Raw genomic sequence first — 13,465 nt, forward strand, 5'->3', positions numbered from 1 at the left:
GGGCCGACGCCCATCCGCTGATGCGCGCGCTCTGGCAGCCGCGGCTGCTGGAGGCGATCGACTTCATCGCCGGGCGGATGGCCGAGGACCGCGCCAATGGGCGCCGTCCGCTCGCCGCCGAGGCGGAAGGCAGGATCGATCTCGCCGGAGTGAAGCTGCGCGGCGTCGCCGACCGGATCGATCGGCTCGCCGACGGCAGTCTCGCCATCGTCGACTACAAGACCGGGCAGCCGCCTTCAACCAAGGCCGTGGCGGAAGGCTATTCGCTTCAGCTCGGCCTGCTCGGCCTGATTGCCGAGCGTGGCGGCTTCGAGGGAATCGAGGGCGCGGCGGCGGCGTTCGAATATTGGAGCCTGGCACGCAAATCGGGCAAGCTCGGCTATGTCGCCTCGCCCGTCGGCGGCCGTTCGGGCCTCGACGCCGCCGATTTCACCACCGCCGCCGCGCGCAACTTCATTGGCGCCGTCGAGAAGTGGCTGACCGGGTCCGAACCCTTCACCGCCAGGCTGCACCCCGAATACGCGCCCTACGGCGATTACGACCAGCTCATGCGCCTCGACGAATGGTACGGTCGAGAGTGAGCTAGCGCGCGAACAGCCGCCGCAGGAACACCGTCTCGACCTCGCGCCGCAAATCGTTGTTCGGCTTCTTCTGGAAGCCGTGGCCCTCGTCGGCGAAGAGGACGTACCAGGTTTCGATCCCGTTCTCGCGCAGCCGCCGCACGACCTGGTCCGATTCCGATTGCGGGACGCGCGGGTCGTTGGCGCCCTGCATGACCAGCATCGGCCGGGTGATCCGGGCGATGTTGTTCATCGGTGCGATCCGCTCGAAGACGCGCTGCATTTCGGGGTCGCGCTCGTCGCCATATTCGGCGCGGCGATTGTCGCGGCGATAGGCCTCGGTGTTCCTGAGGAACGTGGCGAAATCGCTGATCCCGTAGCGCTCGACGCCGCCCACGAGCCGGTCGGAGAAGTGGGTCATCGAGGCGAGCGACATATAGCCGCCATAGGACTGGCCGTAGACCGCGACCCGCGCGGCATCCAGGTTCGGCTGGCGCCCTATCCAGTCGAGCAGCGCGCCGATGTCGCGCACGCTGTCCTCGCGCCGCTCGGCATTGTCGAGGTTCATATAGCGCGTGCCATAGCCTTCGGAGCCGCGCACGTTGGGCAGGATCACGGTCGCGCCGAGCACGTCGGCGAAATATTGCGCGCCGGGGTTCCAGCCCGGCCGGGTCTGGCTCTCCGGCCCACCGTGGATGTCGACGATCACCGGCGTGCGCGCATCCGCCGCCACCCCGCGCGGGCGATAGACGAAGGCGGGGACGGAAAGTCCGTCGAAGCTCTCGAAGCGGATCAGCTCGGGCTCGGCGAGCCGCGCCGGATCGAGCCCTCCCAATTCGGACATCGTCCAGCGTTCCGAACCGCGCTCGCCGGTCGTGTCGAAGGTATAGACGTCTCCGGCCGAGGTCGCGGAGGAAATCGACAGTCCGAGCCGTCGCCCGTCGGGCGAGAAACCCATGCCGGTGAGCACGCCGCGCGGCAGCGAAGTCGGCTGCGGCAGCGCGCGGCGGGTGACGAAATCCTGCAGGACAACGCGCGAGTAGCCGTCCTCGTTGACCGAATAAGCGAGCAGGCGGCCGTCGCTCGAGAGGTCGTAATCCTCGACGTCCCACTCCATCTCGGGCGACACCGGCGTCATCCGCCCGCTCTCGATGTCGATCTCCGTCAGCCGCGCGACATCGCCGCCGGCATTGGTGATCGTCAGGATCGAGCGGCCGTTTCGGATGAAACGCGCCTCGCTATAGCGCGCCGGCGTCGCCACCGACCAGGCGAGCTCGCGCGCCTCGCCGCTCGCGAGATCGAGCAGGATCAGCCGGTTCTCGCGGTTGGAGATGCCGCGGCTGACGAGGATGCGGCGGCCGTCATCGCTGATGTCGGTGGGGAAGACGGCGCCCGTGCCCTGCCAGGCGACCCGGCGGGTGGCGGGATCGTTCGGCGCGGCGGTCATGATCGCATAATCGGCCGAGCCGCGCGTCGCCCGCGACCAGGCGACGAGGTTGCCGTCGCGGCTGAACACCGCGCCCTGGTTGCGCGTGCCGGGCTCGGTGACCAGGCGCGCTTCGCCGCCCACGACGCCGCGCGCGTAGAGCTGGAACCACTCGTCGCCGCCGGTGTCGCGGCTGTAAACGAAGGCGTGGCTCTCCGGGATCGCCTGCGCGCCCGAAACCGGCTCGTCGTGGAAGGTGAGCTGGGTGCGCGCCCGAAGCGGCGCCTCGACATGGTGGACCTGATTGGTCGCGCCGAAGCGGGTGGTGATCAGCATCGTCCCGTTGCGCAGCCAGTCCTGGAAGCGCGCCTCGCGGTAATTCTGGTAAAGCTGGACGGCGGCGCGGACGTCGGCCGGGATTTCCGGAACGTTTTCGAGCCGGGCGGTGCCGACCTGGCGGACGGCGGGCTCCGGCGCCTGCGCGGCGAGAGGAACGGACAGGGCGAGCAGGGCGGAAAGGAATACGGGCCGAATCAAGGGACACCTCGACGATTGCCTGGGACGCGCCAAGCAGTCCTTCAGTCAGGCCAGGGGGTCAAGCGCGGTGGCCTGAAGCCGCCCCGTCAGCCCAGTTCGCCCCGATGCGGCGGCGCCTCCGGCCGCGGGCAGCGCATTTCGGAATGTGCCCGACGGTCGTGGCGGCCGTGCATGCGGTGGCCGCGATGCCCGCGATGGGCGCGATGGTCGGCCGGATGATGCCCATCGGCGGAGGCCATATGAACCCGGGCGCGGCGCGGCTCGCGCTCGCCAAGCCATTCGGCATAGGCCGCGCGCACGCCGCGCTCATAGAGCTGGATGCAGCGGTCGTCATTGCGACCGCGGCAGGGCCGGTAGCGGACCGGCGCGACGGCATGATCCTGCCCGATGACGGCGATGCCGGCATAAGCGAGCTGCGGCAGATCGGGATAGGCGGCGCCGATCAGCATGAAGGCGGAGAGACCGGCGAGGGCGAGCGGCTTCTTCATCGACTCTTCCTTTCTCAGCGAAGGGAAGGGGTTAACTAGCATGGTTAACGCCCGCGCGGAGTCGAATTGTTTCGGCTCAGGCGAGCGTCACCCAGATTCCGTAGAGGCTGGTCAGGATCAGCACACCGCCGACGATCAGCAGCAGGCCCCTGGCTGGCACATGGCGCGCCATATCCACCCAGCGGCGCCGCCGCGACGCCGCCGATCAAGAGGCCCGCCATCGACAGGGTGAAGGCCTCCCAGCCGAGCGAGGCCAGGAAGGTGGCCGAGATGGTGACGGCGAGGAAGAATTCAGCGGTGTTGACCGTGCCGATCACCTTCCTCGGATGCGCGCCCTGGGCGAGCAGGTTGCTGGTCACGACGGGGCCCCAGCCGCCGCCGCCCGCGGCGTCGAGGAAACCGCCGGCGAAGCCGAGCGGCTCGACGATCCGCGCGTGGCGGTGACGCTGGACGCGGCGGGTGCCCCGCCAGAGTAGATAAACGCCGATCAAAGCGAGATAGCCCAGCACGAAGGGCCGCGCCTGCTCCGCCGGGACTTGGGTCAGGACATAGGCGCCGAGAATGCCGCCGATCAGGCCGGGGATGACGATCCGCCGAAACAGCCGCCAGCTCACGTTCTTGTGCAATGTGTGGCTGATCCCCGAGGCGCCGGTGGTGAACACCTCCACCGCGTGGACGCTGGCCGAGGCGGAGGCGGGGGGCACGCCGAGGCTGATCAGCAAGGTGCTCGAAATCACGCCGAACGCCATGCCGAGCGCGCCGTCGACGAGCTGCGCCGCGAAGCCCACCAGGATGAAGGGCAGGATATCGGCGGCCGACGTCACGCTGAGGTCGAACATACCCGCTCCCGGCATCGGGAGGAGGTCTCCCGCTCAGTCCCCGACATAGTCCAGCGCCGGGACGGTGCAAATGCCGGATGACGGGACGAGTTCCCAGGCGCGGACCCCCTCAAATCTTAGCAAATCGTAAACCTTTGTTGCCGGAAAATGGCGAGGATCGGCGCGGGGGCGGCCGTCGGGCTTCGATTTGGCTTTTAAGGACAGGTCGTGTTGGACACCGTCTACTCACTTTCCGCCGACGTGCCGCCGAGCGACGGCTACGAGGATGATGCGGGCGCGGTCTTCCAGCCGGGCTCGCTCACCCTGGGCAGCATCCGGCAGGTCTGCCAGATCCGCAAGATCGGCGCGGGCGGCGCGGTGTTGCACGCCGATCTTGCGATCGAAGAAGGGCAGCGGCTGGAGCTCGAGCTCGAGACCGGCGAGCATCTCGACGGCACGATCGCCTGGCGGCAGGGCTTCGAGATCGGGCTCAGATTCGACCGGCCGATCGATATCCTGCCGATCCTCGCCCGCAATCTCGCCGGACAGCCCGGCGAGCGCCGCCGCATGCCGCGGATCGAGGTCTATTGCCCCGCCTTGCTCGAGGCGGCCGGCCGCACCGAGCTGGTGACGGTCCGCGATATCGCCCAGGGCGGCGTCAAAATCGAAGCGCCCTTCCCGCTGGCCCGCGAGGACCGGCTGACGGTGACGCCCGAGGGTCTCCACCCGATTTCCGGCGTCGTGCGCTGGGCGAAGGACTGTGTCGCGGGCATCGGCTTCGACCAGGAGCTGGGCTGGCAGGAGCTGATGCCCTGGCTCAGGGAGCGGCGGCAGGCGCCGCCGGCCGATTTCACCGCGCCGCCGCCGTCCTCGGCGGAGGAGGCGCCCCCGGGGCCCGACTCGGCGGGCTCCGTCCAGCTCAATCTCCACGCCCGAGTGCGCGAGGGGCTGCGGCGCTGGGCGATCGACGTCGAGTCGCTCACCCAGCGATCGATCGAGTTCGAATCCTTCGCGCCGCTGCGGCTCGGGACCCTGCTCTGGATCGTGCTGCCCGGCCTCGAAGGATGGCCGGCGCGGATCGTCGCCAATGAAGGCTATCGCTTCACCTGCGAGTTCACCCAGCCGCTCCATCCCGCCGTGCTGGAGCGGGTGCTGGCCGCGGCCCGCGATGCCGATTGAACGCGCATCGCTGCTTCGTCTCGCGTTCGTCCTGCCGACCCTTGCCGCCTGTCAGACCGTCCCGGAGGCGCCGCCGCCCGCGAGCGAGCCTCCCGCCGCGGAGGCCTGGCGCAGCGTCGCCCGGCCGGCGGATGCCGATCGCATCGCCAGGCTCCGCGGCGCCTGGGAGGCGGGGCTCGCCGAGGCGCGGCAAGGGGGCTTCGCTGCGCGGATCGCGGATCTGGGTCCGGCGCTGACGCCCGCGATCGGCCAGCCGCGCGCCGCGCCACCTCCCGGTCCCTATCGTTGCCGCGTCATCCGGCTGGGTGGAGCGCCGGGGCGGCGCGCCCTGACGGTTTACCCGGCTCACTTCTGCCATGTCGGCGCGGAGGGCGGCTTGCTCTCCTTCACCAAGCAGGCGGGCGGCGAGCGCTTCGGCGGCTATCTCTTCGCCGATAGCGACGCGCGGCTCATCTTCCTGGGAACGATGATGACCGCGAACGACGAGCGGGCGCCAGCCTATGGCGAGGAGGAGGCGCGGGAGCTGGCCGGAATCGTCGAGCGGGTCGGGCCGATGCGCTACCGCCTTCTTCTGCCATGGCCGCGGGGCGGCGCGAGGCTCGACATCGTCGAGTTCGTCCCGGCTCCGGCGCCGCTCGATTGAGCGGGGCTCAGGGCCTGGAGTCTAGCCCTTGTCGTTCTTGCGGGCGCGGTTGGCGTAGAGGAGGGCGGCGACGAGGGCCGCGGAGCCGATGCCGATCGCGGCGCCGGTGACCAGCTGCCGGGTCCGCTTGGCGGGCGGCCTGGTGGAGGCTTTGGCGGCTTCCGCCTCTGCCAGGACGCTCGGAGTTTCGACTTCGGGTTCGTCGGCCATCTCTGCTGCTGCTCTGATGGGTACGGTAAGCGGCCAAGCCTAGCGGTTCCGCCGTGCCGGCGAAACAGCCGAGATCAATCTTCGTCGCGTGAAAATCGGGACGGCGCCTGTCTGCGCCGTCCCGTTCTTCAATCAGCCCGAGATCAGCAGCGGCGCCCGCGACCGACCGGATCGGAGCCATGGCCGGTGTCGGAATCGGTGCACGAACGGCGTCCGCAGCGGCGACCGCGACCCACCGGGTCGGAACCTCGGCCCGTGTCGCGATCGGTGCAGCCCGAGGGGCGGTGTCCGCAACGACGGCCGCGGCCGACCGGATCGGACGGGTCGCTGTCGCTGCAGCCGGAAGGACGCCCGCCGCAACGGCGGCCACGGCCGACCGGATCGGAGGGATCGCGGTCGCTGCAGCCCGTCGGGCGCCGGCAGCGCCTGCCGTTCCCGCCCGGATCGCCATAGCGTCCTGAATCGGCGTCGCTGCAGCCGCTCTGCGCGGACGCTTCGTCGGTGACGACGGTGATGGCGGCAGCACTGACCAGGGCGCCGCCCGCGACGCGGCCCAGGAAGGAGCGCCGGCTGAGCTTACGAGTGGGTTTCATTCTACTCTCCCCTCGTCCGAATACAGCCCCCGACCCAGGCAGCCACGATTGGTGTCGGAGCATCCAGACGTTTCGTAGAGTAAATGAGACTGCCCCGCTGTCAACCCACGACCTTCGCGCTGATCGAGGTTAGGATGTCCGCATGACCGAGCGCGGATTCGCCCTGTTCGAGACGCCGATCGGGCGCTGCGCCCTGGCCTGGGAGGGCGGCACGGTCCTCGGCCTTCAGCTGCCCGAGGCGAGTGATTCGGCGGCGCTGGCGCGGCTCGAGCGCCGCTTTCCCGGACTCGCGCCGGCCGAGCCGCCGGAAGCCATCGGCGCCCTAATCGCAAAGATCGTCGCTCACCTCAGCGGGGCGCGCTCCGACTATTCGGATGCGCCGCTGGATCTGGATCGCGTCGGGGCGTTCGAGGCCGCTGTCTATCGTGCCGCGCTGGCCATTCCGTGGGGCGAAACGCGGACCTATGGCGCGCTCGCCGCAAGGCTCGGCGATCCCGGCGCGGCGCAGGCGGTCGGCCAGGCGCTCGGCCGCAATCCGTGGCCGATCGTCGTGCCCTGTCACCGCATCACCGCGGCAGACGGGCGCACCGGCGGCTTCTCGGCAGCGGGTGGCGTGGCGACCAAGCTCAGGTTGCTGGAGATCGAAGGCGCGCTCGCCCCGGAATCGCTGCCGCTCTTCGCGCCGCCGCCTGCCTAATCGGGCTTGCGTCCCGCGGGCAGGGTGAAGCGGAAGACGGCGCCACCCTTGGGCGAATTCTCCGCGACGATCGTCCCGCCATGCGCCTCGACGATCGTGCGGCTGATCGAGAGGCCCACACCGAGGCCGCCAGGCTTGCTGCTGTGGAAAGGGGCGAAGACCGTCTCCGGCGCGGCGTCGCCGAGGCCCGGGCCGCTGTCCTCGACGCTGACCTCGACCATGTTCCCGGACGCGGGCGAGGTGGCGATCGCGATGCGCTTGCGCGCGGAGTCACGCATCGCTTCGATCGCATTGCGGATCAGGTTGATCAGGACCTGCTGGATCTGGACCGCGTCGGCGCGCACCCAATGGGCCTTGTCGTCGAGGTGAAAGCGGATCTCGACCCCTTCGCGCTGGGCGAGCGGGAGGACGAGCACGCCGGCATCGGCGATGATCGCCCGCAGGTCATTCGTCTCCGCTTTGGTCCTGCCCTTGGAGACGAAGGCGCGCAGCCGTTCCAATATGTCGATCGCCCGCCGGATTGAGCCACCCGCCTGGTCGAGCGCGCGCCGTGCCTCCCGCGCCCGCTCGTCGGCGATTGGACGAAGCAGCTTTCTGCACGTCTCGATATAATTGCCGGCCGCGGTCAGCGGCTGCGCCAACTCGTGCGACAGGGTCGCGGCCATCGTCCCCATCGCGCTGACCCGGGAGCCGTGCATAAGCTCGGCCTGGGCCCGGGCCAGCTCCTCGGCCGACTTCTTCTGCTGGCTGATGTCGCGGTAGAAGATGGCGAGGCCGCCCGCGGTTCGGTGACCGCGAATCTCGAGCCAGGACTGGCGCCCGTCGGTCCAGGTATAGAAATGCTCGATTGAGACCGGCTGCCGGTCCCGCATCGCCTTGACGAAGATGGCTTCCAGCGCGGACGTGCGCAGATGGGGAGCCACGTCCCAGAGGATGCGGCCGATGAAGTCCGATCTCGGCCGGCGCGCCATGCGCAGGCCTTCGGCGTTGATCTCGAGGACGCGGAAGTCCGGATCGACGAAGATGAAGCCTTCGCTGATCAGCTGCAGCAGCTCACGCTCCTGGTCGCCTGTTCCCAACGGCGTCCCCTCGGGTTCGAGTAGCGCTTACCCATACAGTCCCGGCCGGGCGAAAAACCTTTCGCGATATGGTTAATATTTTTTACGGGGCCGGAACGACCGCGGGCTCGCGCTGAAAGAATCGGGTCGCATTCATGCCTTCGGTCCTCCTAAGAGAAGGTGATGGCGAACCGCCTCAAACCGCTCGCCTTGCTCGAAGGCGACCAGCTGCGCGCCTCGCACCCGCGCGATCATGCCTCGCTTTCGGCCTCGGCGGGAACGGGAAAGACCCATGTCTTGACCGCGCGCGTGCTGCGGCTGCTGCTCGCCGGCGCGGACCCGGCGACGATCCTCTGCCTCACCTTCACCAAGGCCGGTGCGGCCGAGATGGCCGAGCGAATCCATTCCCGGCTCGCGCACTGGGTGCGTTTGAAGGACAACGAGCTCGGCAAGGAATTGCTCGCGCTCGCCGAGGATCCCGGCCCGGCGACGCGCGAGCGGGCCCGCACCGTGTTCGCCCGCGTCCTGGAGGCGACCGGGGGCGGCCTGCGCATCCAGACCATCCACGCCTTCTCCCAGAGCCTGCTCGCCGCCTTTCCGGCCGAGGCGGGGCTGGTGCCCGGCTTCCGTCCGCTCGAGGGCCGCGAGGAGCAGCAACTTGGCCGGGCCGCGCTCGCCGATTTGCTGGTGCGCGCAGAGGCGGGGGGCGATCTCGGTCTCGTCGCCGACATCCAGGCGCTGAGCTTGCGGCTGGGCGAGGGCGGGGCGGAGAGCTTCCTCCGCGCCTCCGCGCGCGCCCCGGAGGCGATGGCGGCGCTCGGCCCGCGCGAAGGGATCGAGGCGCGGCTGCGGCACCTGTTCGATCTCCCTTTGGGCGACATCAACGCGATCCTCGCCCGCGAATGCGCCGACGACGCCTTCGATCTGGCGGTGCTGAGGACGATCGCGGACGCCAACCGCGCCTGGGGCACGGCGACGGGCCAATCCGCCTGCGACGTGGTCGCCGGCTGGCTGGCGCGCTGGCCGGAGGCGCGCGCCTCCGCGCTGGCCGACATTGCCGGAATCGTGCTCACCAAGGCGGGCGACCCGCGCAAGGTGTCGACCGGCCTGCTCAAGGCGCTGCCCGCTTATGACGCCGCCGCCGCGCGCCTCGCCGAATGCTGCCGCCGCCTGATCGATCTGCGCTCGCGCGCGGCAATGGTGGCGGACCTCGCCGCCGGCCTCCGCGCCGGACAGGCCTTCGCAAGCGCTTACCGCGACGCCAAGCGCGCCGCCGGCGCGGTCGATTTCGACGATCTGATCCGCTGGGCCGAGGCGCTGCTGCTCACCCCCGGCATGGGCGACTGGGTGCGCTACAAGCTCGACCGCCAGACCGATCATATCCTGATCGACGAGGCCCAGGACACGAACGAGCGGCAGTGGAACATCGTCCGCGCGCTCGCCGGGGAATTTTTCGCCGGCGAAGGCGAGTCCCGCCGCCACCGCACGATCTTCACCGTCGGCGACTACAAGCAGGCGATTTTCGGCTTCCAGGGCACCGATCCCGCCAGCTTCGACGTCGCCCGCGCCTGGTTCGCGCGGGAGGCGGCTTCGGTCGAGCGCGACTTCCTCGATCTCTCGATGGACAAGAGCTTCCGCTCCGCGCCGGAAATCCTGAGCGTCGTCGATCGGATGATCGGCGAGGTCGGCCACGAGGCGCTCGGCCTGGCGCGGCGTCCCAACCCGCACGAGTCGCATCACAGCGACTGGTCGGGCTCGGTGACGCTCTGGCAGCCCTACAGCGTCGAGGCCGACGAAGAAGTTGGCGAGGAAGGCTGGATCGCCGAATCCACCCGAGCCTATGCCGGCAAGCTTGCCCGGCAAATCCGCGACTGGCTCGAAAATCCCTTCTGGCTGGCAAGCCGCGGCCGTCAGCTTCGCCCCGAGGATATCCTCATCCTCGTCCGCCGCCGCGGCGAGCTCGCGGCCCTGCTGGTCGCGCGGCTCCATGCCGAAGGCGTCCCCGTCGCCGGCGTCGACCGGCTGCTCCTCTCGGCCCCGCTGGCGGTACAGGATCTGCTCGCCGCCGCCCGTTTCGCCGTCCAGCCGCTCGACGATCTCAACCTGGCCAGCCTGCTCGTCTCCCCGCTCTTCAGCTGGTCGCAGGATCAGCTCTATGCGGTCGCGGAAGGCCGCGATGGCCCGCTCTGGCCGCATCTGCGCGACCACAAGGCCACGCCGAAAGCGGCGCGCGACGGCCTTCAGGCGGTCCTCGCCATGGCCGATTTCGAGACCCCGCACGGCTTCTTCGAAAGCCTGCTCTCCGGGCCGTTCGACGGGCGGCGCAAATTGCTCGAGCGGCTCGGCCCGGAGGCGCGCGATCCGATCGAGGAATTGCTGTCGAGCGCGCTCGAATTCGAAGGCCCCGCCACCTCGCTCCAGGCCTTTCTCGATTGGTTCGCGCGCGGCGATGTCGAGATCGTGCGCGATCCTTCGGGTCCGCGCGATGCCGTGCGGGTGATGACCGTACACGGCGCCAAGGGCCTGCAATCGCCGGTGCTCGTCCTCGCCGACGCCTGCGCCGATCCGGACCGGCTCGGTCCCGGCAGCCGGATCGCTGCTCTGCCGCTCGGCGAGGGCGGGCCGGAGCTGCCGGTCTTCCGGCCGCGCAAGGATGAAATGGCGGAGCCGCTCGCCTCCCATGTCGCGCGGCAGGACGCGCGCGACCGCGAGGAGCATTGGCGGCTGCTCTACGTCGCCCTGACCCGGGCGGAGGAACGGCTCTATGTCGGCGGCGCGCTCGCCGCCCGCGACCGCGACGGCGCGGCGCAAGCGAGTTGGCACCGGGCGGTCGAGACGGCGCTGGCCGGGCTCGGCGCGGACTGGGAGGAAGTGCCGGCCTGGACCCGCGAAATGCGCTTTGGCTCGCTCGAACAACGCGCGAAGAAACCGACGAAACAAGTGGAATCCAAAGTAGAAATCCCTGACTGGCTGCGCACGCCTGCGCCGGTCGAGGCGCGGCCGCCGCGGCCGCTCGCCCCCTCGGCGATCGGCGAGGACGACCTGCCTTATCCGCCGCCCGGACCGGAGCTGCGCCGCGCAGCCTTGCGCGGCAAGCTGCTCCACCAGCTCTTCGAGCGCCTCCCCGGCGTCATCCCCGCCGAACGGCCGGCGCTGGCGGCGCAATGGCTGGAGCGGTCGGCCGGCGTGGACGACGCGGCGTTCCGCCATTCGCTCGTCGCCGATGCCTGCCGGATCGTCGATCATCCCGATTTCGCCGACCTGTTCAGCGCCGACGCGCTCGCCGAGGCGCCGATCGCGGCGGTGATCGGGGAGGGGATCGTCGTCGCCGGCACCGCCGACCCGCGGCTGGTCGCCGACGACCGAATCCTCGGCGCCGATTTAAAGACCCGCCGCAGCGTGCCGGCGACGCCGGCGGAGGTCCCGCCCGGCCATTTGCGCCAGATGGCCGCCTATCGCGCGGCGTTGCGCGTCATCTTTCCCGATCGGCCGGTCGAGGCGGCCTTGCTCTATACGAGCGGGCCGCTGCTCCACCCGTTGCCGCAAGCGCTACTCGACGCCCATGCGCCCGCGGGGAGTTGAGCCGGGGCACGCGCCACCCTACATCCCGCTCCAGCCCTCCAAGGAGACTAGAGACATGGCCACCAAGACCGTCACCGATTCGTCCTTCCAGACCGATGTGCTCGGCGCCTCCGGCCCGGTGCTGGTCGATTTCTGGGCGGAATGGTGCGGCCCGTGCAAGATGATCGCGCCCGCGCTCGAGGAATTGAGCGAGGAGCTGGGCGACAAGGTGACCATCGCCAAGTTGAACATCGACGAAAATCCGGAGGCGCCCTCGAAATATGGCGTGCGCGGCATCCCGACGATGATCCTGTTCAGGAACGGCCAGCCGGCCGCGACCCAGGTCGGCGCCGAGCCCAAGAGCCGCATCCAGGCCTGGCTCGAGGGCGCGCTTCAGTCCGCCGCCGCCTAGCCAGGCAATGAGCGCGGGGTTCGTCCGCATCGTCACCGATGCGAGCTTCGATCGGGACGTGTTGGGCGCTGGGCGTCTCGTCCTCGTCTCGTTCGGGGCCCCCTGGTGCGGGCCCTGCAAGCTGATGGCGCCGGGCCTTCGCTACCTCGCCGCCCGCCGCAAGGACCGGCTCAGCGTGGCCAAGCTCGATGTGGATGCCAACCCGGCCAGCGCGAAGCGCTTCGGCGTCGAGACCTTCCCGCTCTGCATCCTCTTCGATCGGGGCGAGGAGGTGACTCGCCTCGACGGCTATATGCCGCTCAAGAAAGTCGAAGCCGAGCTCGCGCCTTATCTGGATCCCGCCTGAGGTGGCTCCGTCCCGGCAAGGCCCCGCGTGTCTGGCCGGAAGCGGTCGTGGCGGGGGAGGGCGTCCGCGGTCTCGAACCAGCCGACCTTGCTCGCGCGGAAGATGTGGAAGCCGGGCACGACCGGGTCGGGATCGTCGAGCGCGGAAATCGCGAAGTCGATCGTCTCGGGCTGGAAATCGACCTGAATGGTGAGCGCGCTGCCGCACTCGCCGCAGAACAGGCGATGGCCGAAGTCGCTTGAATCGAAGCGCTTCAGCCGGTCCTCGCCCTGGGTGAAGACAAGATCGCCCGTCGGCACGCTGGCAAAGGCCATGGCGGGCGCGCCGGAGACGAGCTGGCAGGTCCGGCAATGGCACCAGCCGGCGTCGAATGGCGCGCTCTTCAGCGCGTAGCGGACGGCGCCGCAGGCGCAGCCGCCGGTACTTGCTTTATCCATTGGCAGGCCGCTAGCCCCGAGCGGCGGAGCGTTCAACTCGGCGCCAAGCAAAATCATGGACCTTGGCGGCCTCCGTCACTATGTCGCAGGCGCGATGGAGCTGATCCTTGCCCTCCTTTCCCTGCTGAGCGCCGCCACCGGCGCGCTGACCGGCGCGCGCGCGCCCGAGGCGGGGATGGTGCAGGCGGCCCAGATCGGCGCCATTCCCGCCGCGGCCCCCGCCGCCGTCGCGCCAGCCGCGATCGCCGCGATCGCGGCACCCGCGACCGCCGCATCGCCGCGCGCCAGGCCAGTCGCGCCCGCTTCTGCCCCCGCACGCGCGATTCCGCTCTACGCGGACCGCCGGATCGAATGAGGCCCGGGCCGCGGTTGCGGCCCCCAGTCGTCGTCTCATTCTCGGCGCCGGCGGCGGCCGGGGGGGGAGTCTAAAGTCAGGGTATCCACCCAGTTGGGCGGGGTTTGCAAAAACAAAGTAGGGGGGTACAACGACCCCAGACACC

The 13,465-nt window shown here is 69.9% G+C and carries 14 protein-coding genes and 1 pseudogene; 8 read left to right on the plus strand and 7 right to left on the minus strand.

All coding sequences use genetic code 11. The features are described 5' to 3' along the window. On the plus strand, positions 1–581 hold a 581-nt coding region (locus tag ACT4N8_RS12100; RefSeq protein WP_444858380.1), incomplete at its 5' end, for a PD-(D/E)XK nuclease family protein. 1 nt (position 582) lies between these two features. Here the strand turns inward: ACT4N8_RS12100 and ACT4N8_RS12105 are convergent. From ACT4N8_RS12105 to ACT4N8_RS12115, 3 genes and pseudogenes are all read right to left on the minus strand, one after another. Further along, positions 583–2,523 carry a S9 family peptidase gene (locus ACT4N8_RS12105; RefSeq protein ID WP_444858381.1) on the minus strand — a complete coding sequence of 647 codons (1,941 nt, stop codon included), beginning with the start codon at positions 2,521–2,523 and terminating at the stop codon, positions 583–585. An 86-nt stretch (positions 2,524–2,609) separates the two neighbouring features. Further along, positions 2,610–3,011 (minus strand): hypothetical protein, encoded by a 402-nt coding sequence (locus ACT4N8_RS12110; RefSeq protein WP_444858382.1) that lies wholly within the window; start codon positions 3,009–3,011, stop codon positions 2,610–2,612. Between the two features lie 76 nt (positions 3,012–3,087). Continuing rightward, positions 3,088–3,850: pseudogene (locus ACT4N8_RS12115) on the minus strand (sulfite exporter TauE/SafE family protein). Positions 3,851–4,057: 207 nt separating this feature from the next. Here ACT4N8_RS12115 and ACT4N8_RS12120 point away from each other — a divergent pair. Both ACT4N8_RS12120 and ACT4N8_RS12125 read left to right on the plus strand, forming a co-directional pair. Continuing rightward, entirely contained in the window at positions 4,058–5,008 is a 951-nt protein-coding gene (locus ACT4N8_RS12120) for a PilZ domain-containing protein (protein WP_444858383.1), read from the plus strand. Then, complete coding sequence (locus ACT4N8_RS12125) at positions 4,998–5,651, plus strand: DUF4893 domain-containing protein (RefSeq protein ID WP_444858384.1); 654 nt, start codon at positions 4,998–5,000, stop codon at positions 5,649–5,651. The genes ACT4N8_RS12120 and ACT4N8_RS12125 overlap by 11 nt, the downstream gene beginning before the upstream one ends. Before the next feature lie 21 nt (positions 5,652–5,672). Here ACT4N8_RS12125 and ACT4N8_RS12130 read toward each other — a convergent pair whose 3' ends face one another. Together ACT4N8_RS12130 and ACT4N8_RS12135 are read right to left on the minus strand one after the other, a co-directional pair. Next, entirely contained in the window at positions 5,673–5,861 is a 189-nt protein-coding gene (locus ACT4N8_RS12130) for a hypothetical protein (RefSeq protein ID WP_444858385.1), read from the minus strand. 143 nt (positions 5,862–6,004) lie between these two features. Then, positions 6,005–6,454 carry a hypothetical protein gene (locus ACT4N8_RS12135; protein ID WP_444858386.1) on the minus strand — a complete coding sequence of 150 codons (450 nt, stop codon included), beginning with the start codon at positions 6,452–6,454 and terminating at the stop codon, positions 6,005–6,007. Between the two features lie 142 nt (positions 6,455–6,596). On the opposite strand from ACT4N8_RS12135, the gene ACT4N8_RS12140 reads away from it, so the two are divergent. Then, positions 6,597–7,151, plus strand: coding sequence for a methylated-DNA--[protein]-cysteine S-methyltransferase (locus ACT4N8_RS12140; protein ID WP_444858387.1), 555 nt, complete (start codon positions 6,597–6,599; stop codon positions 7,149–7,151). On the opposite strand, the gene ACT4N8_RS12145 is transcribed toward ACT4N8_RS12140, so the two are convergent. Beyond that, positions 7,148–8,230 (minus strand): sensor histidine kinase, encoded by a 1,083-nt coding sequence (locus tag ACT4N8_RS12145; RefSeq protein ID WP_444858388.1) that lies wholly within the window; start codon positions 8,228–8,230, stop codon positions 7,148–7,150. The two genes, ACT4N8_RS12140 and ACT4N8_RS12145, sit on opposite strands and share 4 nt — an antisense overlap. A 162-nt stretch (positions 8,231–8,392) precedes the next feature. Here ACT4N8_RS12145 and addA point away from each other — a divergent pair, with 162 nt between their 5' ends. The 3 genes from addA to ACT4N8_RS12160 are packed head-to-tail and all read left to right on the plus strand — an operon-like array spanning position 8,393 to position 12,528. Then, positions 8,393–11,791: a double-strand break repair helicase AddA gene (gene addA / locus ACT4N8_RS12150; RefSeq protein WP_444858389.1), complete on the plus strand. Its 3,399-nt coding sequence runs from the start codon at positions 8,393–8,395 to the stop codon at positions 11,789–11,791. Between the two features lie 55 nt (positions 11,792–11,846). Then, the gene (trxA, locus tag ACT4N8_RS12155; protein ID WP_444858390.1) at positions 11,847–12,182 is read left to right on the plus strand and encodes a thioredoxin TrxA; all 336 of its coding nucleotides are present in this window, start codon (positions 11,847–11,849) and stop codon (positions 12,180–12,182) included. A gap of 7 nt (positions 12,183–12,189) precedes the next feature. Then, positions 12,190–12,528 (plus strand): thioredoxin family protein, encoded by a 339-nt coding sequence (locus tag ACT4N8_RS12160; RefSeq protein ID WP_444858391.1) that lies wholly within the window; start codon positions 12,190–12,192, stop codon positions 12,526–12,528. On the opposite strand, the gene ACT4N8_RS12165 is transcribed toward ACT4N8_RS12160, so the two are convergent. Beyond that, positions 12,510–12,965, minus strand: a complete 456-nt coding sequence (locus tag ACT4N8_RS12165; RefSeq protein ID WP_444858392.1) for a GFA family protein — start codon at positions 12,963–12,965, stop codon at positions 12,510–12,512. The two genes, ACT4N8_RS12160 and ACT4N8_RS12165, sit on opposite strands and share 19 nt — an antisense overlap. Positions 12,966–13,020: 55 nt before the next feature. Between ACT4N8_RS12165 and ACT4N8_RS12170 the strand changes: the two genes are divergently transcribed. Next, positions 13,021–13,320: a hypothetical protein gene (locus ACT4N8_RS12170; protein ID WP_444858393.1), complete on the plus strand. Its 300-nt coding sequence runs from the start codon at positions 13,021–13,023 to the stop codon at positions 13,318–13,320. The last annotated feature ends 145 nt before the right edge of the window (positions 13,321–13,465 follow it).

The organism is Sphingosinicella sp., assembly GCF_052387495.1.
GTDB lineage: Bacteria > Pseudomonadota > Alphaproteobacteria > Sphingomonadales > Sphingomonadaceae > Allosphingosinicella.

Coding starts and splice junctions, on each gene's coding strand:
- ACT4N8_RS12110 (WP_444858382.1), bottom strand. CDS start 3,011: ATGAAGAAGCCGCTCGCCCTCGCCGGTCTCTCCGCCTTCATGCTGATC.
- ACT4N8_RS12125 (WP_444858384.1), top strand. CDS start 4,998: ATGCCGATTGAACGCGCATCGCTGCTTCGTCTCGCGTTCGTCCTGCCG.
- ACT4N8_RS12130 (WP_444858385.1), bottom strand. CDS start 5,861: ATGGCCGACGAACCCGAAGTCGAAACTCCGAGCGTCCTGGCAGAGGCG.
- ACT4N8_RS12135 (WP_444858386.1), bottom strand. CDS start 6,454: ATGAAACCCACTCGTAAGCTCAGCCGGCGCTCCTTCCTGGGCCGCGTC.
- ACT4N8_RS12140 (WP_444858387.1), top strand. CDS start 6,597: ATGACCGAGCGCGGATTCGCCCTGTTCGAGACGCCGATCGGGCGCTGC.
- addA (WP_444858389.1), top strand. CDS start 8,393: ATGGCGAACCGCCTCAAACCGCTCGCCTTGCTCGAAGGCGACCAGCTG.
- trxA (WP_444858390.1), top strand. CDS start 11,847: ATGGCCACCAAGACCGTCACCGATTCGTCCTTCCAGACCGATGTGCTC.
- ACT4N8_RS12160 (WP_444858391.1), top strand. CDS start 12,190: ATGAGCGCGGGGTTCGTCCGCATCGTCACCGATGCGAGCTTCGATCGG.
- ACT4N8_RS12165 (WP_444858392.1), bottom strand. CDS start 12,965: ATGGATAAAGCAAGTACCGGCGGCTGCGCCTGCGGCGCCGTCCGCTAC.
- ACT4N8_RS12170 (WP_444858393.1), top strand. CDS start 13,021: ATGGACCTTGGCGGCCTCCGTCACTATGTCGCAGGCGCGATGGAGCTG.